Source organism: Methylophilus sp. OH31, from assembly GCF_000576615.1.
Lineage (GTDB): Bacteria > Pseudomonadota > Gammaproteobacteria > Burkholderiales > Methylophilaceae > Methylophilus.
Window position 1 is genome coordinate 212,026 of the sequence record NZ_BAUS01000002.1, and the last position, 24,627, is coordinate 236,652.

A 24,627-nucleotide genomic window follows, 5' to 3' on the forward strand; every position below is an offset into this window, starting at 1 on the left:
GTTTAGGCCGCTGCATTGAGGGTGATCAGGTTTTTACCTGTCATTTCGGCCGGTTGCGGTACCCCCATTAATGACAACAAGGTCGGTGCAATATCAGACAGCGCCCCTCCCGGGGTAATCTGCCCGGCACGGCCAATGTAAATAAACGGCACCAGGTTGGTGGTGTGCTGGGTGTGTGCCTGGTCGCTGGCGTGATCAAACATGCTTTCGGCATTACCGTGATCGGCGGTAATAATGACTTCTGCGCCCATTTTTTGTGCCGCAGCGACCACGCGTCCAACACAGGTGTCCAGTGTTTCTACCGCTTTAATTGCCGCTTGCAGGTTGCCGGTATGGCCGACCATATCGCCGTTGGCATAGTTACAAATGACTGCCTGGTATTGATGGGATTCAATGGCTGCGACCAGTTTGTCGGTGAGCTCATAAGCGCTCATTTCCGGTTGCAGGTCATAAGTCGCGACTTTAGGCGAGGGCACCAAAATACGGTCTTCCCCTGCAAACACGGTTTCTTCGCCGCCGTTAAAGAAAAACGTCACATGCGGATATTTTTCAGTCTCGGCAATACGCAGCTGTTTCAGCCCAAGGTCGGACACATATTCGCCAAAGGTATTAGGCACCGTAAACGGTGCAAATACTGGCTCGGCCAAGGTTTGGTTTTTGTCATATTGTGTCAGCGTAAAATAGTGGCTGAAGCGCGGCACACGGCTACGTTCAAAACCGCTAAATTGTGAGTTGAGCAGAGCATCTGTCAGCTGGCGGGCACGGTCACTCCTGAAGTTCATAAACACCAGACAGTCACCATCTTCCATGCGGACGGGCGCTGCATCCACTGCGCGTATCGCCGTGCACTTGACGAACTCATCGCTTTCTTCACGTGCGTATGCTTGCTTCAAAGCCGTCAGGCTGTCAGGCGCGATATAGTCAGAAGTACCATTAACCAGCAGCTCATAAGCCACTGATACGCGCTCCCAGCGCTTGTCCCTGTCCATGCCATAAAAACGGCCGCCAACGGTGGCGACTTTGCCCACGCCCAGTGTGTGAAGGTGATCTTCCAGTGCTTGCAGATAGGGTTGCGCACTCTTTGGCGGCGTGTCGCGGCCATCAAGGAAGGCATGCACATAGACCTTGCTCAGGCCTTGTTGCTTGGCCATGTCGAGCATGGCATGAATGTGTGGCTGATAGCTATGTACACCACCGTCAGACAGCAAGCCGAGAATGTGCAAGGCTTTGTCATTCGCTTTGAGTGCCTGCATGGCATTCACCAGGGCAGGCAATTTGAAAAACTCACCGCTGCTGATGCTGTTATTAATGCGTTCAAAGTCTTGAAAGACGATACGTCCCGCCCCAATATTTAAGTGGCCGACCTCAGAGTTGCCCATCTGGCCATCTGGCAAGCCGACGTAATGCTCGGAGGCATTGATCAGCCCGTGCGGGTAAGTGGCCTTTAATCTGTCCAGGTTCGGGGTGTTGGCTTGTAACACGGCATTGAATTCAGTGGTCTCGCTGTGACCAAAACCATCGAGGATAAGCAAAATGACAGGTTTGATTGACATGGCTAACAGTCTTTAAAGTGGTGACGGAACGTCGAATTGATGAATTCGTCTATTATAATCGCAACCGCAGGCGACGCATACCCGAAGGGGCCGGTGCTTTTATTCAGTCGTGCTGCTAATCATTAAGCTAAGAGGGCGAGTGTACAAGTGGAGTTTTTAAAACAAAATGTATTGTTGATCGGTCTGGCAGTCGGTTCCGGCCTGGCCTTGCTATTGCCAATGTTGAGCCGCTCTGTGGCTGGCATCACTTCGCTATCGGTGACTGAGGCCGTGATACTGATGAACCGACAATCTGCGCTGGTGCTGGATGTACGTGAGCCTGACGAGTTTGCCCAGGGCCATTTGCAAGGGGCGCGTAATGTGCCGTTATCGCAATTGTCTGCGCGCCTCAAAGAGTTGGAAAAATTTCGCGATAAACCTGTGCTGGTGGTCTGTGAGCGAGGCAGGCGCGCCAATACTGCTGCCAAATTACTCAAAGCGCAACAGTTTACGACCTTGAATGTGCTCAAGGGTGGCATGCAGGCCTGGATAGAAGCCAAAATGCCGAGCAGCAAATAAGCGGCATTGCAAGCAGGCATATTTTTAAAAGGAATTGTATGGCTAAAGTCGTGATGTATACCTCTGCAGTATGCCCTTATTGCATCAATGCGGAACGCTTGTTGAAGAACAAGGGCGTGACCGAGATTGAAAAAATCCGCGTCGATTTGCAGCCGGAATTAAGGGCTGAAATGATGGAAAAAACCGGTCGTCGTACGGTGCCGCAGATTTTTATCGGTGAGCAGCACGTGGGCGGCTTTGATGACCTGCATGCGCTTGATGTACAAGGCGGCCTGGACCCATTGCTGGCCGCCTAAACTGCATTGTTTTTTGTCACAAAAAACACATAGTCAGGCCGGGGATGTCCGGTTAGAATAGCGGCTTTGTGTATTGATAATTATTAAGGATAATTCATGGCTCAGGATTCACAGAACCAAACAGAACAAAACGCAGCACCGATTTTCAGCATTGAAAAGCTGTATGTACACGATGCGTCGATTGAAGTGCCAAATGCGCCTGCAATTTTCACTGAGCGTGCTACGCCGCAAATCAATGTAGAGCTGGGCAATAATGCACAGCAAGTCGAAGAAGGCATTTTCAATGTCTCTATCAAAGTGACCGTGACGGCTAAAATCGAAGACAAAACAGCCTTTTTGGTAGAAGTGACTCAGTCTGGTATTTTCGCGATTCGTAACGTGCCACAAGAAAACATGGAGCCTATCCTGGCCGTGGCTTGCCCGAACATTCTGTTCCCATATGCCCGTGAAGCGATTTCTGACATGGTGACACGCGCTGGCTTTATGCCTGTGTTGTTGAACCCGATCAACTTCGAAGCGCTTTACCTGCAACAGCAGCAGCAAGCAGCCCAGGCCGCTGGCGCACCTAACTAATTTTTATCTTAAAAAGTAAGTTACCTGTGACTTACTTTTGTCTTTTATCTGGATAAAGCCAAATGAGTAAGGTCGCCGTTCTTGGTGCTGGTGCCTGGGGCACAGCGCTCGCCATGCATATCGCGTTACAGCATGACGTCGTGCTGTGGGCGCGCAATAGCGGGCATGTCTCCGGTATGCGCAAGGCGCGTGCTAATCCGCTCTATCTGGGCGACTTTCCTTTTCCTGAGAAACTCACGGTTGAAGATGACCTGGCTGCGGCTGTGGACGGATCTGACCTGATTTTATCTGTGGTGCCTACGGCCGGATTCAGGCCTATTCTTCAGCAACTCAAGGCGCTGGGTATCACGCAGCCCCTGATCTGGGCCAATAAAGGCCTGGAGCCGCAAACGGCGAAATTACCGTTTGAAGTGGCACAAGAGGAGCTGGGTGCAGAGTATCCCTGGGGCGTGTTAAGCGGCCCCAGCTTTGCCGCTGAATTGGTCCGTGGATTGCCTACGGCCATTACACTGGCAGCGAATCATCGGGCGCTGGCACAACAGGCTGCACAGCTTATTCACGGCGGTTGCTTGCGTGTGTATGACAGCGTAGATGTGGTGGGTGCTTCTGTCGGTGGGGCGGTCAAAAACGTGATGGCGATCGCCGCAGGGATTTCGGATGGCATGGGCTTTGGTAACAATGCACGTGCCGCCATGATTACGCGCGGCCTGGCTGAAATTACCCGTTTTGGCATGGCCTTGGGTGCCAAAGCGGAAACGTTTATGGGGTTAGCAGGCGCTGGCGACCTGATTTTGACCTGTACCGGGCAATATTCGCGTAACCGTGAAGTCGGCTTGCAGCTCGCTTCCGGCAAATCGCTGGAAAGCATACTGGCTGGTTTAGGGCATGTGGCTGAAGGCGTGAATACTGCGCGCGAAGTGATGCGTCGTGCTGAGACGATAGGCGTTGAAATGCCGATTACCTTTGAAGTGAATCAATTACTGACCAACCAGAAAACCGCACAAGAAGCGGTGAGCGCCTTGCTGGGCCGTGGTCAGCGTCAAGAGTCTGTCTAAATCTTATCCTGCAGCCATTTTCTGGCTGCTTTAACCCTTCATTACACAAACGCTGGAACTTGGCGCAAGTAATCGAGTCAGCCTTAAGGTATTAAATCGTCAGGTTGAAAAAGCGTGCAGTCTCAAAAGAGGTGGTTAGTCAGAAGCGGTGTGATGTTCAGTGTGTTGGCCGGGTTGCTATCCATGCTGTATATGCTGAAAGCAGAAGCCCTTGCCTGGCATGTATGGCACCAGTGGCATAGCCCGGATCACCATGGACTGGATTTGGCCAATTACCAAGTCGCCATTGAGGCCAAACCGCTGGCCCATTACCAAAACACTTCTGGATTGACCTTTAATCACGAAACCGGCACGTTGTTTACCGTGCTCAATGATATGAGCATGATTGTTGAATTGAGTCGTGATGGCGTCCCACTGCGCGAGATTAAAGTCCATGGCACCGATGACCTGGAAGGGATTGCTCATGTTGAGCAGGACTATTATGTCGTTGCTGACGAGCGGGAAAATAAGTTATGGCTACTACAGATTAAGCCGGAAACGCGTGAGATTTCAATTAACGATGCCAGTTTGCTGCGGTTCGGCATGCATGAGCGAGGCAACAAGAATTTTGAAGGGGTTTCCTGGGACAGTGACCACCATAGGCTGATTGTGGTGAAAGAGCGTGATCCCAAATATGTCATCTCAGTGAGCGGCTTGTATGATCCCGAGCACAAAAAACAAAATACGATTGAAGTCGAACGGCTGAAGCAGTTTGATGGCGCGTTGAAGTGGGCACTACGGGATTTGTCTTCTGTGACCTATCATGAAAAATCCGGGCATCTTTTTTTGCTAAGTGATGAATCCAAGTTGCTGAAACAATTTAACGAATCTGGACAAACCATGGGCTCACTTGCACTCTGGAAAGGCTTTCATGGCTTGCATCACAGTGTGCCACAAGCGGAAGGCGTTTCGATTGACGACGAGGGTAATATTTATATCGTCAGTGAGCCGAACCTGTTTTATGTGTTTAAGCCCCCATTAAGCCATATCTAGATTGCGGTATTCAGAAGACAAAAACCCGCCGCAGCGGGTTTTTTGTTGTGCACGCTTGGAGATTATTCAATGCCCAGCAACTCAACTTCAAATACCAAGGTCGCATCCGGACCAATCACCGGGCCGCTGCCATTTGCGCCATAGGCGAGGTTGGATGGAATCGTCAGCTCAAACTTGCTGCCTACATTCATCAATTGCAAGCCTTCTACCCAGCCTGCGATCACGCCAGTCACCGGGAAAACAATCGGTTCACCACGGTCATAAGAACTATCAAACACCGTGCCGTCGATCAGCGTGCCTCTGTAATGCACTTTGACGCGGTCGCTGGTGGTTGGTTTTGCGCCACTACCAGTCACCAATGATTTATATTGCAGACCACTGGCCGTTGTTGTGACGCCTTCTTTTTTTGCGTTGTCTGCCAGATAAGCTTCGCCCTCAGCCTTGTTTTTAGCATGCGCAGCCATTTGCCTTGCCTGGCTCTCTTGTTGTACTTGCTCGACTGCGCTTCTTTTTTCGTCATCAGATAAGCGAGACGCCTGACCGGACATGACATCTTTCACCGCAAGTGCGACCACTTCTGCGTCTAGTTCTAGGCCATCATTTTTAAGTTGATGCGCCAGGTTTTCACCGACGATGTAGCTTAAGCGCTGGGTGAGTGAGTCTAATTGAGTTGCCATGATGTGTTCTTTCGTTATTTAAATAGCACGCGTGGATGCGTGTGTGAAACAGTGATTTAATCCATCATTATGACGGAGAGTTGTTGATAAAACAAAACCCGCTTTTGCGGGTTTTGTTTTAATGCTGCTTAGGGCATTTCAGCAAGTTAAAGCGATGAGTGCAAGGCGCGTATCCGCAGGCAGTACAATAAGTACGACAAGGATATGCAACGCAGCAATCACCGCTTTAGCGACGCTGAAATTACATCATGCCGCGCCATTGGGTTTGATGGTCGGCAAATGATGTAATCAAACCAAAGGCTACATCATGCCGCCCATGCCACCCATCCCGCCCATATCCGGTGCAGATGGCGCATCTTCTTTAGGCAGCTCAGCAACCATGCAGTCAGTCGTCAGCATCAAGCCAGCCACTGAAGCCGCATTTTGCAGTGCAGAACGTGTCACTTTGGTTGGATCCAGTACGCCCATTTCAACCATGTCGCCATAGGTTTCGTTAGCCGCGTTGTAACCGTAGTTGCCTTTACCAGCAGCTACGTTGTTTACGACTACAGATGGTTCAACGCCAGCGTTTTGAGTGATTTGGCGCAGTGGCTCTTCAACTGCACGCAGAACGATTTTGATACCAGCATCTTGATCCAGGTTGTCACCTTTCACTTTAGCAATCGCGTCACGGGCACGGATCAGTGCAACACCACCGCCAGCCACAATGCCTTCTTCAACGGCAGCGCGGGTTGCGTGCAATGCATCTTCAACGCGGGCTTTTTTCTCTTTCATTTCGATTTCAGTCGTTGCACCAACCTTGATCACAGCCACACCGCCAGCCAGTTTGGCTACGCGCTCTTGCAGTTTTTCACGGTCGTAGTCGCTAGACGCTTCTTCGATTTGTGTTTTGATTTGGCCGATACGGGCTTTGATGGCTTCTTCGTTACCTGCGCCGTCGATAATGATGGTGTTTTCTTTACCCACTTCGATGCGTTTTGCCTGGCCCAGGTCATGCAGTTGTACGGCTTCCAGTTTCAGGCCCACTTCTTCAGAAATCACGGTACCACCGGTCAACACAGCAATGTCTTCCAGCATGGCTTTACGACGGTCACCGAAACCAGGCGCTTTCACAGCGGTCGTTTTCAGGATGCCGCGGATGTTGTTCACCACCAGGGTTGCCAATGCTTCGCCATCAACATCTTCAGCGATGATTAACAATGGACGGCCCGCTTTCGCTACTTGCTCCAATGTTGGCAGCAGGTCGCGGATGTTGGATACTTTTTTGTCGTGCAATAACACAAAAGGATTGTCCAGCAACGCGATTTGGCGCTCTGGATTGTTGATGAAGTATGGAGACAGGTAACCACGGTCAAACTGCATACCTTCAACCACATCCAGCTCGTTGGTCAGGCCGGAACCATCTTCAACAGTGATCACGCCTTCTTTACCTACTTTGTCCATCGCGTCAGCAATGATCTGGCCAACGGAGGTGTCGGAGTTAGCAGAAATAGCACCTACTTGTGCGATTTCTTTGCTGGTTGTACATGGTTTGGATTGTGCTGCCAGATCTGCAACGGCTGCTTCAACCGCTTTGTCGATGCCGCGTTTCAGGTCCATTGGGTTCATGCCGGCGGCAACAGATTTCATGCCTTCACGGATAATGGCTTGTGCCAATACAGTTGCAGTTGTTGTACCGTCACCGGCGATGTCATTGGTTTTAGAAGCAACTTCTTTTACCATTTGCGCGCCCATGTTTTCGAATTTGTCTTTCAATTCGATTTCTTTAGCCACAGACACACCATCTTTAGTGATGGTAGGTGCGCCGAAAGAACGCTCCAACACCACGTTACGGCCTTTAGGGCCCAGGGTCACGCGTACTGCGTTAGCCAATACGTTGACACCATTTACCATTTTTTGGCGAACGTCATCACCAAATCTTACGTCTTTAGCTGCCATTTAAATTCTCCTAATTCAATATTAGATAAGGGTGGTTGTGAGTCAATTACTCAACAATCGCCATGATGTCTTCTTCACGCATCACCAGCAGCTCTTCGCCGTCGACTTTAACAGTCTGGCCAGAGTATTTGCCGAACAACACTTTGTCGCCGACTTTCACGTCCAAAGGAATTGCTTTGCCGTTGTCGTCTTTTTTACCATTGCCTACTGCCTGCACCACACCTTGGTCTGGTTTTTCGGTAGCGCTGTCTGGAATCACAATGCCAGAAGCGGTTGTGCGCTCTTCAGCGGCGCGTTTAACGATCACTCGATCATGCAATGGACGAATACTCATGAATGTCTCCTTGGAGTTTTCTTAAAGTGTTATAAGGGTGAAATTAAAACGAATTTTTAATCAATGCGGTACGCATTTTAGCACTCACGTACCTTGATTGCTAATTGGGGATAGAGTTTTTTGATTTCAAGTGCAAACGCGTAATTTTTTTATGGGAATGCCTAAAGTACTTTATAGAGTTGACGAAATTAAGACGAAGGTCTTTAACGCACATGCTCTGTAAATAAAATGCGATGAAACAATCCGCATCAATACTGGCATCGGTGCTTTTTTGGTGTGCAACTGTACCCTAAAAATTACGCGTTTCTGTATCTGGTTTCCTGGTGTTGCTTGCCTTAGGATGGCAATCAACGTCATTCCGCATTCATACACTGGCAATGGTTCATGTGTGCCAGTTCACCGTTAGAGACTATGTCGCAACCAAAAGCCTCCATTAAGCCCTATCACCACCCAGCCGCCGGTTGGGGGGCGTTAAAGCAAGTCGCTGCGCAACTGGCGCTGCAAAAGATTCCTGTGAAAGGCATCATGACTTTGCTGGCCCAAAACCAGCCGGATGGTTTTGATTGCCCGGGTTGCGCCTGGCCAGACAAAGAGCACACGTCTACTTTTGAGTTTTGCGAAAATGGGGTGAAAGCCGTCGCGGCAGAGGCGACCAATAAGCGTACGCCGCCAGCGTTTTTTGCCAAACACACGGTGACCGAGCTGATGGGCTGGGGCGATTTTGAGCTAGAAAACGAAGGTCGTTTGACGCACCCGATGCGGTATAACGCCAGCACAGACAAGTACGAAGAAACTTCCTGGGATGATGCGTTTGCGTTGATTGCCTCACATTTGAATGCGCTTGCCGACCCGAATGAGGCGATTTTTTATACCTCTGGCCGTGCCGCCAATGAAGCAGCGTTTTTGTATCAGTTGTTTGTGCGTGAGTTCGGCACCAATAACTTCCCCGATTGCTCCAATCTTTGCCACGAATCTACCAGCATGGCGTTGCCGCCAACCGTGGGGATCGGCAAGGGGTCGGTGACTTTACATGATTTTGAGCATACCGACACCATTCTGATTTTTGGCCAGAATCCGGCCACCAACCATCCGCGCATGCTGGGTGAGCTGCGCGAAGCCGCCAAGCGTGGCGCACGTATTGTGGCGATTAACCCGCTGAAAGAGCGTGGCCTGGAGCGTTTTGCTGACCCACAAAGTCCGTTTGATATGCTGTCTTTCAAAGGCAGCAAAATCAGTGATTTGTTTATCCAGCCTAAACTGGGCGGCGACCTGGCACTGATTAAAGGCATGATCAAGTTCGTGATCCAGTGGGATGACGAGGCGATCAAGCATGGTGCCGAGCGCGTAGTCGACCTGGAATTTATCCAGCAGCATACCAATAATTTTGAAGCGATTGCCGCAGATGCACGCGAGGAGAGTTGGGATGTGATTGTGGAAGAGTCCGGCGTGCCCTTGGCGCAGATTGAGGAAATCGCACGGATTTACGCCACAGGTGATCGCGTGATTGCTACCTGGGGCATGGGCATTACCCAGCACAAGCATGGCGTCGCCACGATTAAAACACTGGTCAATCTGATGTTATTGCGCGGCAATATCGGCAAAGAGGGCGCAGGCCTGTGCCCAGTGCGCGGCCATAGCAATGTACAGGGCAACCGCACTGTGGGCATTTATGAAAAGATGCCAGTGGAGTTTCTCGAAAGCCTGGAGCGCGTATTTGATATCAAGGTGCCGAAAACGCCAGGCTATGATGCCGTAGGCGCAATTCACGCCATGATAGAAGGTAAAGGTAAAGTATTCTTTGGCCTGGGCGGTAATTTCTCGATTGCGACGCCAGATACTGACCGCACCTGGGAAGGCATGCGCAACTGCGATTTGACCGCGCATGTGACGACGAAACTTAACCGTAGCCATCTGGTGCATGGCAAGGAAGCACTGATCTTGCCATGCCTGGGCCGCACCGAGATCGACACGCAGGAAACTGGCGCACAGGGTGTGACGGTAGAAGACTCCATGAGCATGGTGCATATCTCTTACGGCATGAACAAGCCCGCTTCACCGCAGTTGCTGTCCGAGCCAGCCATCGTGGCGCGTCTGGCCCATGCTACGCTTAAGCGCAGCAAGACACCGTGGCTGGAATATATCAAGGATTACAGCAAAATCCGTGATGTGATCGAGCAGACCATGCCGGTGGCGTTTAAAAATTACAACGAGCGCATCAAGCACCCGGGCGGTTTCCGTATGCCGGTGCCTTCCAGCGAACGACTCTGGAACACGCCTTCTGGTAAAGCGGAGTTCACCTTGCAGGCGATTCCACGTCATTCACCTATCCATCAGGCCCGTGAGCAATATGGCGACCAATTGTTTGTTCTGATGACTACGCGTTCGCATGACCAGTACAACACCACAATTTATGGCATGGATGACCGCTACCGTGGCGTATTTGGTCAACGCCGCGTGATCTTTATGAACCCGACAGATATTGCACGCATGGGCTTGCAGGCGGGCGACTGGATTAACCTGATCAGCGTGTGGCAGGATGGTATCACCCGTCGGGCAGACAAGTTCCTGGTGGTGTCATACGATATTCCGCAAGGTTGCCTGAGCGGTTATTACCCGGAAACCAATAACCTGGTACCGCTGGAAAGTGTGGCCGATGATTCACGGACACCAACCTCCAAGTCTATTCCGGTGATTATCGAAAAAACCACTGCACCTGAGGTCGCCAATGCTGCTTGAGCATGATGTGGATCACGTATCGGCGCCGGACGATGTACTTTCCGATTGCATTCCGCTGGACAGAAGCACCGTGCTGATGTTGAGTATTCTGGAGTTGTTGCATGCGGAACATGCGCAAGGCCGCACACAAGTTTCACTGGCCGTGATTTGCAAGCGCCTGGATATTCGCATGAGCACCTTGCAACGCCTGATGACCGCATTAAGCGAGCAGGCGCTGGTGAATGTATTGACGCAAAAAGACCGCCTGGTGGCTAGCTTGACCACCAGCGGCGAAGAAATTTCCCTTGCGTTGCAGGCTGCCTGAATCTTAATACTGCCGCTCAGCCGTCTGCTACAGGCCTGACGTATAATGGCAAGCATCACAACTCCTTTCTCCGCTTGGCTACCATGAAGCTTTATGTCTCGTTTGCCGCCCGCATACGCGCAATGATCGATGAAGGCGTACTGCGGCCAGGAGACAAGGTGTTCTCGGTGCGGCAAGCCAGTCAGAAGTACGGGCTCAGCATTAGCACGGTGTTGCGTGCCTATTTGCAACTGGAGCAGGATGGCATTATCAGCAGCCATCCACAATCAGGTTACTACGTCACGCCGCGCAAGCGCTTGCAGCAAAAACAGGCGTCGCCATTGGCGAAAGATCTCAATTTATCTGAGGTAGATGCCAGCAAGCTGGTGCTCACTACGCTTAAATCTATTCGCGAATTCGGTACCGTACCTTTGGGCTCTCCGTTCCCGGATCCGCAGTTATTTCCACTCAAACGTATCCACCAATATGAAAAAGCCCTCACTGATGACGAGGGGGAATGGGGTGTGCTCAGCGATTTGCCGCCTGGCAACGAGATGTTGCGCCAGCAGATTGCCCGCCGTTACCTGGCTAATGGTATGGATGTATCGCCGGACGACATCGTGATCACGCATGGTGCCACTGAAGCCATTACCTTATGCCTGCAGGCCGTGGCCAAGGCGGGCGACACGATTGCGCTGGAATCGCCAGGCTATTATGCGCTGGCGCATACCGTCGAGCGGCTGGGCATGAAAGTGGCCGAAATCCGTACCGATGCAGCATCTGGTATCGATCTGGATGCCTTGCGTGCCGTGGCCGACAATGTGCGTCTTTCGGCGGTAATCCTCACCACCAATTTCCAGAATCCGCTGGGATTTGTGATGCCTGACGAGAAAAAACAGGCTTTAGTCGCATTTCTGGCGGAGCAGAATATTCCGTTGATTGAAGATGATGTGTATGGCGAGTTGTACTTCAGTGACGAGCCCCCTTTGCCCGCCAAAGCCTTTGATCGCGCGGGCATGGTGTTGCATTGTTCGTCATTTTCCAAATCGCTGGCGCCAGGTTATCGCGTGGGTTGGACGGCGGCTGGCCGTTATCGGCAGGAAGTGGAGCGCCTGATGTTCCTCAATAGTCTGTCACTGACATCGGCACCGCAGATCGCGATTGCCAAGTTTATGCAGCGCGACAGCTTTGAGCAGCACCTCAGGCAGTTACGCCATACACTGCGCTCTCAATATGTACTTATCCGCAATGTGATAGAGCAGAGCTTTCCAGCGGGCACGCAGTTGTCTGTGCCCAAAGGCGGTTATGTCATCTGGGTGAAATTACCACCAGCACTGGATGCCCTGGAGTTGTATCGTGCCGCGATCAACAATGGCATCACTGTGGCACCGGGGACGATTTTCTCGCGTAAGAAAGAGCTTACCCACTATATCCGTCTTAATTTTAGCCATTTATGGACATTGGCGATTGAGCAGGCCGTGCGCGATGTTGGCGCACTTGCGCGGGACATGCTGGCTGCGGAGAAGCCGGGCCCAGATAACATGCGGGGCAGTGAATAGCCTGTCGTGAGTGTTGATCTTGATGCAATCAAATTCAACCGCAAGCGCCGGAGTGTTTAGTGCTGCATGATGGTATATCGTTGAGGTCTCGAGTGGAGACGGCAAGCATGGCAATTTCAAGCAGCATACAAGCACAGCAAACCCTGAGTGACCCACGTTGGCAGCAGGTCGTGGCACGCGACGCACAGGCAGATGGCAGCTTCTTTTATTCGGTTAAAACCACTGGTGTCTATTGTCGCCCATCTTGCGGCGCCAGGCAGGCACGTCCGGAAAATGTGGCATTTCACGCCACCATCGCTGCCGCTGAGGCTGCCGGGTTCAGGCCATGCAAACGCTGCAAGCCGAACCAGGCTGCGCTGGCAGATATTTATGCCGAAAAAGTAGCGGTGGCCTGTCGCTTGATAGACGCGGCCGAGACCAGTCCCAGTTTAACGCAATTAGCTGAGCATGCCGGTTTAAGCCGGTTCCACTTTCATCGCATGTTTAAAGCCGTCACTGGCTTGACGCCCAAGGCCTATGTTGCAGCACACAAGGTGCAACGATTGCGCCAGCAGCTTGATGCCAACATGAAGGTGACCGATGCGATTTACGAAGCAGGCTATGGGTCAAGCAGCCGTTTTTATGAAGCCTCTAGCCAGGCACTGGGCATGCAGCCTACGCAATATGTGCAAGGTGGCAAGCAGGTACCAATCCATTTCGCTTTGGCGCAGTGTTCCCTGGGCGCGGTGCTGGTGGCCAGGAGTGCCAAAGGCGTGTGTGCAATCTCTATGGGCGATGACGCCGGGTTGTTGTTAAATGCGTTGCAAGATAGGTTTCCTGCTGCAGTCTTGATAGGTGGCGATGCGGATTTTGAGGCTATGATTGCCAGCGTACTGGCTTTTATCGAGTCACCCAAACTCGGGTTGAATTTGCCGCTGGATATTCAGGGAACGCTGTTTCAGCGGCGTGTCTGGCAGGCTTTACGCGAGATTCCCAGTGGGGAGACGGTGACCTATAGCATGCTTGCTGAGCGTATCGGTATGCCAAAAGCGGTACGGGCGGTGGCCAGTGCTTGCGCCGCGAATACGCTGGCTGTGGCGATTCCTTGTCATCGTGTCATTCGCCAGGACGGCTCGCTGTCTGGCTATCGCTGGGGCGTGGTGCGTAAACAGGCCCTGCTTGCAAAAGAGGCTGCTGACTGAAGACTGTTGGGCGAGCTGGAGGATGCTTTTCCCCCCAAGCCTAAAACTGATTATTCCACTGTGTTAACCAGGTATTGGCAGTCGCCTGGTCCATCGGCCTGGCAAAGTAGTAACCTTGGGCGTAGCGGCAGCCAAGCTCGCGCAAACCAATGGCGGCCAACGTATTTTCTACACCTTCGGCAATGGTTTCCAGCCCCAGACTTTCTGCCAGTTTGAGGGTGGAGGCGACTACCTTTCTCGATTTTGACGAGGTTTCCATGGTGGTGACAAAGGATTTATCAATCTTGAGCTCGGTAAATGGCAGTTTGGCCAATTGCGCCATCGAGGAGTAACCGGTGCCGAAATCATCAATGCTCAGCTTAAAACCTTCGGTCCTGAGTTGAGAGAGGATTTGCTGCGCTTCTTCCGGGTCGTGCATGGTGGCGGTTTCTGTGAGTTCCAGAATGATTCTTTCCGGTGCTACCTCCAAAGATTGGCTGGCGTTGACCAATGCATTGGTGAGTAAGTGGTTTTTAATGCTTTTTGCCGAGATGTTGAGTGAAAATGACAGCGTTTTGCTGAGTGATCGAATAAAATTGAATCCTGTTTCAATCACAATCTGCGTCAGCTGGTCAATTTGCCCGGTTTTTTCAGCCACTGGAATAAACAATTCGGGTAGCTTGATTCCCAGGGTCGGGTGTTTCCAGCGCAACAAACCTTCAAAGCCAATCACTTTACCGCTGAGCAATTCAATTTGTGGCTGATAAAACAAGGTGAATTGGTCGTTGCGGATGGCGTCATCAATGGTCGCAGCATCGACAATAAATGATTGGGCGCTCATATCGCTGCTGGTATGCGCATGCAGGTCGACCGATACCTGGTCTGTCAGCAGGTTTCTCAATATGTGCTGGTGGAATGGCTGGTAGAGAATGCCGCGGATATTCAGGTTGTGCTCAATCGCCGCAAGTTGCGCGGCAGGCAGCGTGTCTGTCCCAATGCCGCTACTTAAAATAATGGCTGATTGGCAATCCAGCTGGGCCAGGGTTTTTAATATCTCGATGCCATTGATGCTGGGCATGACGATATCAATCGCCAGATGTGTGGGTTTCCAGGCTAAAAATGCATCAATAAACAGCGAGGCGTCGGCCAATATCCTGACTTCAAATCCCAGGCTTTGAGCTTCGCTGGCAATGATATTGGCATCCTGAGTATCATCATCCAGGATTAAAAGCGTGCTTGTACGCATTGCGCAACCTCCTTTGTGATCTATTTCAATACTGATGGATAGAACCCTGTTTCGTTCGATTGAGTATTGCAGGCGCTTAATGCAAAGCGCTTTCAGGCATGTGGTACATGACATCGCAACGATGCATGCGATGGGTGGATGTGGCGATTAACGAATTGATATTAATATAGTTTTTGTCAAACAGGTAATTCTTATCAACTTTTAAGAGCCATATGAGTTGAGCAGGCGTAAGGTGGTAGGCATTGAATGCCCGTAGAAGTGCTGGTTGCCGGTCAAGTGCTTGGGATGCGTTTAGCGTCGGCCAGATAGGCTTGTAACTGCTCTTTGGGCATGGGTTTGGCGAAGTAATAGCCCTGAATCAACTGGCAGCCCATGGCTTGTAAAAAGCGCACCTGGCTTTCTGTTTCTGCGCCTTCGGCCACGCATTCCATATGCATGCCCTGGCACAGCGTAAGAATTGAGCGCACGATGGTTTGGCTGGTGGTATTGGTTTCAATATCCTTGACAAAGCTACGGTCAATTTTCAGTTTGTCCAGCGGCAGGTGCTGTACATGACTTAAGCTGGAGTAGCCGGTGCCAAAATCATCCAGCGCCACTTTGGCGCCCGCCTTGCGCAGCAGGCCGATATTTTCCCGCGCTGTTTCAAAGTCTTGTAACAAGGCGGTTTCGGTGATTTCAAATACAAAACGGTCGGGGGTGATCTGGCTGGTGTGCATCATGCGGATCAGCTCTTTAATCACGGCCTGGTTGGTGACGTCGTAAGCCGATAGATTGAATGACAGCCGCATTGTTTCTGGCCAGGTCGTCATTTCTGCCATTGAGCGGCTGAACATCAGTTTTGTGATGTCGGCAATCATGCCCAGGCTTTCTGCCACCGGGATAAACATGGCCGGTGAAACTGCGCCTATGGTGGGGCTTTGCCAGCGGGCCAGACTTTCAAACGCACATACCTCGTCCGCATCAATATCAATAATCGGTTGAAATACCGGATAGAGCTCGGCATGGATATCTGCCGTGCGTAAGGCCTGGTCTATGCGGTTCAAATGCATACGCTCTTGTTCCAGCGTCGCTGAGTAGATTTCCAGATTGCCGCGGCCCGTGCGTTTGACGTGATACAAGGCAAAATCGGCATGCTCGTACAGGGTTTGTGCCGAGATATAGTCGTCGCAAATAATGCAGGCACCCATGGAGGCTTTAACGATAATGAGCAGGCCATCAATGCTGATAGGCTGTGAAATTGCCTGGTTAATCTCATGAGCGATTTGCTTGAGTGACGCGTGTTTATCGTCGGTGACCAGGTGAAAAGCGAACTCATCGCCACCCAGTCGGTAAAACTGCACCTGGCCGGGCCTGACCTGCGCCAGCCGTTTGCCGACCTCAATCAACACCAGGTCGCCGATATGGTGGCCGTGCACATCATTGACCGGTTTGAAGTTATCAAGGTCCAGAATCCCCACCGCAAAACAGTCTTGCGTTTGCCTGGCCAGTGCCAGTTGTTGCTCTACTTGCACAAAAAACTGCCGTCGATTGGGCAACTGCGTCAGTACGTCCTGATTGGCCAGGCGCTGATTTTCTTTTAATAATGTGTGTGTTTCAAACGTGGCGTTTACCCATTTATCGAACATGGTGGTGCTGCCACGCATGGTGATTAACATGCCCACTTCAAACACCATGATCAGCAAAGTCATCAAATGCGCATGTTCGAAGTCGCCACGATAAATACAGGCGATGGCTGACGAAATCATCAGCAGGTTGTAGGCGTAAGCGGCCGGGCCCAGCTTGCTTAAAATAAACGCGAAGCAAAAACCGTAAAGCGTATTGTGGAAGATCAGGAAGTAGTGCCCGAAGGTGTCGGTGAGCGGGTAGAGGTAAATGCTACGCCAGAAGGTAAAGAATCCAGCCAGAATAAAAACGATGGAAGCGATCTCCAGTCGTTTACGTATTTTGTCGATAGAAGGTCGTTCGTCGCGGTGCCAGAACCAGTACAGCAGCAGGCTGCAAACAATCAGCATCCTGATCAGGGGCGTCGCGATTGACAGCGACCAATGCACCTGGTTATTTAAAACGATCATTTGTATGCTGAGGGCGCTAATCGCGGTGAAAAGCGCGACAGGCACATCTTCAAGCAGGCTGTTATAGCGCGCTCGCAATACTTCATGGCTGGTCGTTTTAAAAAATGACATTGATTTTTTAGACTAATTATTGTCTTTTAGTGATCCAATATTAAGCATGCGCAACCCGTTTTGATCTGGTAAACACAGCGCAATAAGCTTTCCAATTGTGGATTTGGTCTGGCAGCAAACACTGGCAGCCGTTTTGTCGGCGGTATTTTTGCGCAGCCCGAGTCCGGCAGTGATTTTACTTTTATTTCAATATATTTAAATGGTTTATTGCAGCCATTTTTTATAAAAATGGTTGAAATGAACCGGAGGAATTTGCCAGTTTTTAAATGCATTGACATTTTTTAATTGAGAATCAATCTCTTATTGAATCTCTTGGTGATGGCATGTGTTTTGCAACAATCAAGCTATTCAAAGTAGGGTGGTGGAATATGAGCGAAACACTAGCTTGGTGCGGCATCGATTTAAAGTGGGCTTACACCGACGTCTTGCGTCGTATTGGTCGTCGCACGGCATGTGTGCAGCGTGCCAAGGATATCTTGCACGATGCACTGGTTTTCTTTGCTGTGTCCAGCCATCCGGCGCGTGAAGAATCACCGCAAGCTTACTTGAATGGCATCGTCAACCATTTGCTGGTAGACGAGTTTCGCCACAGGACGCGGTTTGTCGACGAAGACCAGATTGACGAAGCCGCGCTGATTCTGGAATGCACGCCCGAGCAGTTGTATGAAACCCGGCAAAAGCTGCATCACTTGCAGCGTGTGGTCGACTTGTTGCCAGAAAAATGCCGCCAGGTATTCTGGCTCTATCATGTGGATGAGATGAAGCAACGCGAAATTGCCGTGCAGCTCAATATCAGTACCAATATGGTTGAAAAACACCTGATCCGTGCCATGCTGGATATCCGGGCATTTCAACAGGCGATCCATTAAGCCTGCCGCTTATGTCTAAACCGCTCACGTCCAAATCATCCACAGCCAAGTCGCTCACACTAAGTGAAATGGCTGCGCGCTGGTACTTGCGTATGCGTGAGCATGCGAACAATCAACGCGCTGCCGAGCATCAAGCGTTTGAGCAATGGCTGGCAGACGACCCGAGTCACGCTGCCGAATACAACAGCTTCGCCCATGCCATGCGTCAGCTTGACTCAGCTGAGAGCTTGTCTAGCCTGGCAGATGCCGCTGAGCAGCAAGCGTTTCTGGCCAATGAAGCCCGCCGCAAAGCCAAACAACAGCGTTTGGCACAGCTGATGGTCGTCTGTTTTATTTGTATTGCTGGCTTTTTCTCGCATCAGCAATACCAGGTCTGGCAAGCCAAGCCCGTCATGCAGCTAGCCGCACAAAACCCGGTGGGGCAAATTGTCACTAAAACACTGGATGACGGCACCAAAGTCACCTTGAGCGCCAGAAGTGATATGGAAGTGACCTATTACCGCCACCAGCGCCATGTACTGCTCAAAGAAGGCGAAGCGATTTTTGAAGTGACCAAAGACCCTGATCGCCCATTTGTGGTGGAAACAGACACTGCAAGAGTGACGGTATTAGGGACGCGCTTTGCCGTCAACCGGCTGGAGCAGCTAGTGCGTGTGAGTGTTGATCACGGCCATGTCAAAGTCGAACCCAGGTTTGAGGGGGATGCGATGCAAGCTGAAAACCAGGCACTGATTTCGCGTGAAATTACCAATGGCCAAGTGGCTGAAGTGTATCCTAACCGCGCCATGGTGTTGGTCAACCGCCCGGCTTCTGATGCCTTTGCTTTTCTCAAAGGGCGGCTGGTGTTTGACCGTGCCGATACTAGCGAAATTGCCTACACCGTTTCTCGTTACCGCCAGAAGCCGGTGCAGTCGCAAGGTAAGCAAGTGCGCAATATTTCGGCTGATATCAATATTCAGGATATAGACCAGTTCTTGCGCGGCCTGCCCAATATCGCCCCGGTCAAACTGCAAGACGCGCCGCAGTACACACTGCTTAATAGTTTGCATTAGTGCATGACCTAGTGTTGGTTTTCAGTATGGTCAGGAGCACTGATACGATAGAAATGGCACTTGCTTGCACTTTAAAAGCATTCGGAAACATAAGCGATGAATTCCTCAATTGAATGGCATGGCATCAACTTAAGATGGGCGTATTGCGAGTTATTGCCTGCAATCTATAACGACATCCGTTGTCGCCACAAGGCTTACGATATCCTGCATGACGCCTTGTTAAAGTTTGCAATTTCACCTTCCACCATCAATCTGGAAAAACCTCATGCTTATCTGCGGGTCATCGCACATAACCTGGCACACGAAGACCGCAAGTTCAATAAAAGGCTGGTCGCATTTTCCACTGAAGAGTTTGATCTGGCGGCTTTTTTAGAAGACCCCACTAAAGTCGCGCCCTCGCCTGAGGAGCTCACTTCGCTCAAACAACGGCTTGAAGCCTTGCAACGCGTCATTAATCGCCTCCCACCCAAGTGCCGTGAGGCGTTCTGGTTATATCGGGTAGACCAGCGCTCCCTCAAAGAGATTGCAGATCAGCTATCTATTAGTGTGAATATGGTGTCACGACATATCACCCGCGCCATGCTGGATTTAACCCGACTGCAAGATCAAGTCCTGTCATGATGTCGCGTAACCACACGGACAAATTGCGTGAAGTCGCGATTAGCTGGTTTATCCGCATTAAAGATGTCGAAGCCGATGACCCTTTACGATCCAAATTCGAGCAGTGGTTAATGGCCAGTGTGGCACATCAGCAAGCATATGCGGATGTTGCAAACGTGTGGGCGTCTTTTGACTCACCGCATGCGCTTGAAAAACTGGCGGATATTGCCGACCAGGATGCTTTCTTTCAACAGGCCGCGCAATCCAAAAAAATCAAAAATTATGTTGCGGGTGCCGTGGCTGCAGTGGCGATAGGCCTGGGTGGTTTACTGGGTTTCCAAACCTGGCGTGCTCAACCTGTCATGCAAATGGCCGCACAGGTTGAGGTCGGGCAAGTGAAGGCGCAACGTCTGGAAGACGGCACCTTGATGACCATGAATACCGGTACAGATATTGAAGTCACCTACTACCGTGACCGGCGCATGGTGACGCTCAAGCGCGGGGAGGCCATCTTTGAAGTCACTCGCGATGAAAGCCGTCCATTCATCATTGACAGCGGCAAGGCCAAAATCACGGTGCTGGGTACCCGCTTTGCAGTCAACCGCTTGCATAAACTGGTCCGTGTCAGCGTAGATCATGGCACCGTCAAGGTTGAGCCTCAGAGTGTGGACAGTACGACCCAGCCAAATGCATTGATATTACATGATGGCGAAGTGGCCGAAGTGAAACATGACAATACAAAACCAACACGCTCACATCACCAGGCGTCTGATGCCTTTGCGTTCGAAAAAGGCATGGTGATATTTGAAGAAGCTGATCTGGATGAAATCGCCGAGACGCTTTCCAGATACCGCAAGTTGCCTTTAGTCGCAGAACAACCGGTATCTAACAGCGTACATATCTCTTCGATGCTGAAGACAACCTCGATTGAGACCTTTATTCATCAAATGCCTGAGCTGGCCCCAGTGCGTATTGTACCAACCGCGCAGGCCACCCTGATAAAGGCGAAAACACCTGCTAAATAAATAAATTTAAAAATCGACATCACAATATTGCCCGCTAAAAACGTCATTGCGGTAATAAGACGAATTCAGGGATGGCAATGGTACAGAGGATCATACATAAACACAGCCTTTTAGCATGGGCTGTGCTATCAACACTCACTAGTAACTCAGCAGTTTTGCACCAGTTGTACGCTGCTGAACTCAATACCAATGTGCCCACCACCAGCGAAACAGGTGGTTTCCCGGTGCAAATCAATTTACCTGCACAGCCCTTAAATCAATCCATCAGGCAATTAGCCAATCAAACAGGCTTGAGCATCTCTTTCGATAGTGAGCTCACCAAAAATAAAACTGCCCCGGCGGTGAAGGGTTTTCTATCCCCGCAAGAGGCTTTAAAAAAGATACTTCAAGGCAGTGGATTACAACTCAATATCAGTGGAGACTCCGCTGTTATCAAGCCCGAGCCAGAGAAAAGCCCGCAAGCACTTAATCTAGACGCCGTAGAAGTCCGCGCTAAGCGCTTTTATGAAGTCGGCCCTTTGCCTGGCTTGGGTTTAACCAAGGAGGAAATCCCAGGCAATGTACAAAGTATTTCTGCCAAAGAGATTAAAGAAGCGCATTCATTAAGCATTACGGATTTGATGAATCGCAAACTGCAATCTGTGACAGTTAATGATTACCAGGGCAATCCGTTTCAAATGGACGTGCAATACCGTGGCTTTACTGCAGGTCCTCAAATTGGTACCCCGCAAGGTTTGAGTGTGTTTATTGACGGTATTCGCGTCAATGAACCATTCGGCGATGTGGTGAATTGGGACATGCTGCCGATGAATGCGTTGGCAAGTGTCGATGTATTCCCGGGCTCTAACCCAATTTTTGGCTTAAATACTTTGGGTGGAGCATTCTCACTTAAAACCAAGGATGGTTTTAATAATGCGGGGATTGATGCAGATGTTCTTACTGGCTCCTATGGTCGAAAACAACTTCAGGCTGAGGCTGGTTGGAATAATGGCACCGTGGGTTTATTTGCCGCAGGCAACATTTTTCTTGAAGATGGTTGGCGTGAGAATTCACCGAGTAAAGTGAATCAGTTGTTTGGTAAAGCGAGTTATCGAGGTGATAAGTTAGATCTTAATTTGAGTACCTTGTTGGTGGAAACAAATCTGACTGGTAACGGTTTAATCCCAAGCGAGGAATATAACCGGGACCGGAATGCAGTTTTTACTTCGCCTGACAAAACAAAAAATCAACTACAGCAGTTTCAGCTGTCGGGTAGTTATTTTGTGAGCGATACATTCACGATTACTGGTCAAGTGTATCGCAGGAATAGTGACAGAAAGCAAAAAGGCTCTGATGTAATGACTGATTACAGTGATGAGCTAGTTGCCAAGCGGCGACCAACCAGTGCAGATCAGTACACTTGTCTCTTCCCAAGCACTAATCAGTACGGATTACCTGATTACGTTATTATTCCTGTTGAAAATTATGATCCTGCTAATGGTGTCGATTTATTTTCAACTCAATTCTTCCAGGATTTCGCCAATGGCACGTTAGATGTAAGTAACTATTCTAATCTAGTCAACAGCAAGCCATTACCAGATGAGTTCTTGGCTTCATATAGGTTTACCTACAACCAATTTAAAAACTTCAGAGAGTACATTACTTATAACAATAACAGTGATGCTGGAGATGCACCGCCTAACGTTGGCGAAACTGATCCTGCATACTTTGATGAGCCCTCTTATTTCTCTGACTTTACTGCACCATTTGGTGGAGTGCCTACAGGGGTGGGAGGCATCGTTCCAAGTTTTTCGGATTATTTTTTTACTCGTGACGGAAACACCATAACAAAGAATTATGTGATGCTGCTTTCGACTCTTAACGAATCCAATTGTGCACAAACTCAGGGTGCCAGCTTTGAAATAACTGACCCTGTTACCGGTAATCCGGTTTTAGTTGATGGTGTAGGCTTGAATCAACCTGGGTATATTGAAGGCACGCCGACAGCCTTAATCACTAAAAACCAGATCAAGCAAGTCACAGATGGTATGTCCGTCCAGCTTAATTGGAATCTTGAACATCATAAGCTAATGGTGGGGGCGTCAATTGATGCTGCAAATGCTGAATATACTAATGAGCAGATGTTAGGTTTTTTTGATGCTAGTCGAAAGGCTTACCTGGACCCAGAGCAGGCACATCCACAATTTGGTGCTGCTTTTGTTCCACTTGCGAATAACAACTTCGAAGGGACGAATATCACCAAGAGTGTCTATTTTAGTGAAACATGGACGCCAATAGAAGCTTTGCATTTTAATGCTTCTGGCCGTTACAACATGACTCGTGCAAAAAATGTAATTGCTGCTAGAAGCGGTCAGTCCTCTTACAGTGTCGGTGATTTGATTGCCGAGCCAGATAAATTCAATGTATGTAGTGATACCAATGGCAATGGCACAATTGAACTCGCTGATTGTGCTGGGATTCCTCTGAATTATCGACCATTGAATCTCAATACTGTTCTTGATCCCGCAGAAACGGAAAAGTTTACCTACTATTCGTTTAATCCCTCTCTGGGAGTCTCTTGGCAGGCTCAAGATAATCTTAATGTCTATGCCAATGTTGCCAAAGGCACTCGTACCCCAAGTGTTGTAGAGCTTGGTTGTGCACTAGATAAAACCCCCGGAAGTAATACTTACAGCTATGTTGATAGTAGTGGCAATACGGTTAATTATAAATTGCCCAAAAGCCTTGAAGAGAATCGTCAATGTACTTTACCTACTACGTTATCTGGCGACCCTTATTTACCTCAAATAAAAGCGACCACGTATGACATTGGTATGCGTGGAACTATTGGCGAGAGCATGCAGTGGAATTTGGGGGCTTATCAAACCGATCTGAAGAACGATATCTACTTTGTAGCTGTGGGAAATTCACAAGGCTTTTTTGACAGTATAGGCGATACGCGACGCCGGGGTATTGAGGCAGGCCTTTCTGGCAAAAAAGATAAGTGGGGCTTTGCGTTGAATTATGCGTTAACAGAGGCAACCTTCGAGAATAATTTTCTGATGTATAGCCTGGACAATAGCAGTGCCACTTTTGATCCGATGTATGGGCCTGGTGTGATACGGGTGAAAAAAGGTAATCGCATGCCAGGAACGTCACTAAACAATATCAATGCCAATGTCAGCTACGATGTAACTGATAAATGGAAGGTAAGCTTGAGTATGGTTGCACATTCAGACAGCTACCTTCGTGGCAATGAAAATAACGAACATCGGCCAGGTGTGCCACGTCAACGCATAGTAGGTAACAACACAATTCTTTTACCTCCAACAAATAACCCAGGTAAAGCACCGGCCTATGCGGTGTTTAACCTGCAAACCTCTTATAAGCTCAGCAAAGAGTGGACTGCCAGCATGATCGTCAACAATATTTTTGATCAAGAGTATTTCACTGCAGGTCGTTTAGGCCGGAATCCATTTTCTCCAAGTATTAATGGCGCAATAGGTCCGGATGGCTACAACCATAATTCAGGGGATTGGTTAAGTACAAACTTTATTGCGCCAGGTGCTCCGAGAGGAGTCTGGTTCAGCTTGAATTGGCATTTTGTACCGGATTAACTTTACATCAGGAGAAACTCCTAATGCGTCTTTTAAAGCGGGTGAAGTCCAGGGCGCTTATTATTTGACCGTGCCGATACCAGCGAAATTGCCTATACCGTTTCGCGCTACCGCCAGAAGCCGGTGCAGTCGCAAGGTAAGCAAGTGCGCAATATTTCGGCTGATATCAATATTCAGGATATAGACCAGTTCTTGCGCGGCCTGCCCAATATCCACCCGGTCAAACTGCAAGACACGCCGCAGTACACACTGCTTCATTCCCAGCATTAATTTCATCCATCAAAGGCGCTTTTTTGGCGCCT

The 24,627-nt window shown here is 49.9% G+C and carries 21 protein-coding genes; 14 read left to right on the forward strand and 7 right to left on the reverse strand.

Annotated features, from left to right (window positions below):
- Positions 1-2: 2 nt before the first annotated feature.
- A complete protein-coding gene (gene gpmI / locus OH31_RS02685; protein WP_024929514.1) occupies positions 3-1,553 on the reverse strand; it encodes a 2,3-bisphosphoglycerate-independent phosphoglycerate mutase in 1,551 nt (516 codons plus the stop codon).
- Between the two features lie 147 nt (positions 1,554-1,700).
- Between gpmI and OH31_RS02690 the strand changes: the two genes are divergently transcribed.
- From OH31_RS02690 to OH31_RS02710, 5 genes are all read left to right on the forward strand, one after another.
- Entirely contained in the window at positions 1,701-2,111 is a 411-nt protein-coding gene (locus OH31_RS02690; protein ID WP_024929515.1) for a rhodanese-like domain-containing protein, read from the forward strand.
- 38 nt (positions 2,112-2,149) lie between these two features.
- Positions 2,150-2,407 (forward strand): glutaredoxin 3, encoded by a 258-nt coding sequence (gene grxC / locus OH31_RS02695; protein WP_019881487.1) that lies wholly within the window; start codon positions 2,150-2,152, stop codon positions 2,405-2,407.
- 96 nt (positions 2,408-2,503) lie between these two features.
- The gene (secB, locus tag OH31_RS02700) at positions 2,504-2,980 is read left to right on the forward strand and encodes a protein-export chaperone SecB (RefSeq protein ID WP_024929516.1); all 477 of its coding nucleotides are present in this window, start codon (positions 2,504-2,506) and stop codon (positions 2,978-2,980) included.
- 62 nt (positions 2,981-3,042) lie between these two features.
- Positions 3,043-4,035 carry an NAD(P)H-dependent glycerol-3-phosphate dehydrogenase gene (locus OH31_RS02705; RefSeq protein WP_024929517.1) on the forward strand — a complete coding sequence of 331 codons (993 nt, stop codon included), beginning with the start codon at positions 3,043-3,045 and terminating at the stop codon, positions 4,033-4,035.
- Between the two features lie 153 nt (positions 4,036-4,188).
- Positions 4,189-5,067, forward strand: coding sequence for an SdiA-regulated domain-containing protein (locus tag OH31_RS02710; RefSeq protein ID WP_242402178.1), 879 nt, complete (start codon positions 4,189-4,191; stop codon positions 5,065-5,067).
- Positions 5,068-5,129: 62 nt separating this feature from the next.
- Here the strand turns inward: OH31_RS02710 and OH31_RS02715 are convergent, their stop codons facing one another.
- The 3 genes from OH31_RS02715 to groES form a co-directional block, all read right to left on the reverse strand.
- A complete protein-coding gene (locus OH31_RS02715; RefSeq protein WP_024929519.1) occupies positions 5,130-5,744 on the reverse strand; it encodes an FKBP-type peptidyl-prolyl cis-trans isomerase in 615 nt (204 codons plus the stop codon).
- A gap of 300 nt (positions 5,745-6,044) precedes the next feature.
- Entirely contained in the window at positions 6,045-7,682 is a 1,638-nt protein-coding gene (gene groL, locus OH31_RS02720; RefSeq protein WP_024929520.1) for a chaperonin GroEL, read from the reverse strand.
- Between the two features lie 46 nt (positions 7,683-7,728).
- On the reverse strand, positions 7,729-8,016 hold the full coding sequence (gene groES / locus OH31_RS02725; protein WP_019881496.1) for a co-chaperone GroES: 288 nt from the start codon (positions 8,014-8,016) through the stop codon (positions 7,729-7,731).
- 411 nt (positions 8,017-8,427) lie between these two features.
- Here groES and OH31_RS02730 point away from each other — a divergent pair, with 411 nt between their 5' ends.
- From OH31_RS02730 to ada, 4 genes are all read left to right on the forward strand, one after another.
- Positions 8,428-10,752, forward strand: coding sequence for an FdhF/YdeP family oxidoreductase (locus OH31_RS02730; protein ID WP_024929521.1), 2,325 nt, complete (start codon positions 8,428-8,430; stop codon positions 10,750-10,752).
- A gap of 7 nt (positions 10,753-10,759) precedes the next feature.
- Positions 10,760-11,056, forward strand: a complete 297-nt coding sequence (locus OH31_RS02735; protein ID WP_242402179.1) for a hypothetical protein — start codon at positions 10,760-10,762, stop codon at positions 11,054-11,056.
- Positions 11,057-11,139: 83 nt separating this feature from the next.
- Entirely contained in the window at positions 11,140-12,594 is a 1,455-nt protein-coding gene (locus OH31_RS02740) for a PLP-dependent aminotransferase family protein (RefSeq protein WP_024929523.1), read from the forward strand.
- A 107-nt stretch (positions 12,595-12,701) separates the two neighbouring features.
- Complete coding sequence (ada, locus tag OH31_RS02745; RefSeq protein ID WP_024929524.1) at positions 12,702-13,775, forward strand: bifunctional DNA-binding transcriptional regulator/O6-methylguanine-DNA methyltransferase Ada; 1,074 nt, start codon at positions 12,702-12,704, stop codon at positions 13,773-13,775.
- Positions 13,776-13,815: 40 nt separating this feature from the next.
- Here ada and OH31_RS02750 read toward each other — a convergent pair whose 3' ends face one another.
- On the reverse strand, positions 13,816-15,000 hold the full coding sequence (locus OH31_RS02750; RefSeq protein ID WP_019881501.1) for an EAL domain-containing protein: 1,185 nt from the start codon (positions 14,998-15,000) through the stop codon (positions 13,816-13,818).
- Between the two features lie 272 nt (positions 15,001-15,272).
- Positions 15,273-17,183, reverse strand: a complete 1,911-nt coding sequence (locus OH31_RS02755) for a bifunctional diguanylate cyclase/phosphodiesterase (RefSeq protein ID WP_024929525.1) — start codon at positions 17,181-17,183, stop codon at positions 15,273-15,275.
- A gap of 368 nt (positions 17,184-17,551) precedes the next feature.
- On the opposite strand from OH31_RS02755, the gene OH31_RS02765 reads away from it, so the two are divergent.
- The 5 genes from OH31_RS02765 to OH31_RS02785 all read left to right on the forward strand — a co-directional run bounded on the left by OH31_RS02765 (position 17,552) and on the right by OH31_RS02785 (position 24,325).
- Positions 17,552-18,052 (forward strand): RNA polymerase sigma factor, encoded by a 501-nt coding sequence (locus OH31_RS02765; RefSeq protein ID WP_019881504.1) that lies wholly within the window; start codon positions 17,552-17,554, stop codon positions 18,050-18,052.
- Between the two features lie 11 nt (positions 18,053-18,063).
- Complete coding sequence (locus tag OH31_RS02770; RefSeq protein WP_242402180.1) at positions 18,064-19,104, forward strand: FecR domain-containing protein; 1,041 nt, start codon at positions 18,064-18,066, stop codon at positions 19,102-19,104.
- 96 nt (positions 19,105-19,200) lie between these two features.
- On the forward strand, positions 19,201-19,725 hold the full coding sequence (locus OH31_RS02775) for an RNA polymerase sigma factor (protein ID WP_024929528.1): 525 nt from the start codon (positions 19,201-19,203) through the stop codon (positions 19,723-19,725).
- Positions 19,722-20,729, forward strand: a complete 1,008-nt coding sequence (locus tag OH31_RS02780) for a FecR domain-containing protein (protein WP_081755113.1) — start codon at positions 19,722-19,724, stop codon at positions 20,727-20,729. The genes OH31_RS02775 and OH31_RS02780 overlap by 4 nt, the downstream gene beginning before the upstream one ends.
- Positions 20,730-20,800: 71 nt before the next feature.
- The gene (locus OH31_RS02785; RefSeq protein WP_024929530.1) at positions 20,801-24,325 is read left to right on the forward strand and encodes a TonB-dependent receptor domain-containing protein; all 3,525 of its coding nucleotides are present in this window, start codon (positions 20,801-20,803) and stop codon (positions 24,323-24,325) included.
- A gap of 60 nt (positions 24,326-24,385) precedes the next feature.
- Here OH31_RS02785 and OH31_RS15180 read toward each other — a convergent pair whose 3' ends face one another.
- Positions 24,386-24,592 (reverse strand): hypothetical protein, encoded by a 207-nt coding sequence (locus tag OH31_RS15180; RefSeq protein ID WP_201768558.1) that lies wholly within the window; start codon positions 24,590-24,592, stop codon positions 24,386-24,388.
- Between the last annotated feature and the right edge of the window lie 35 nt (positions 24,593-24,627).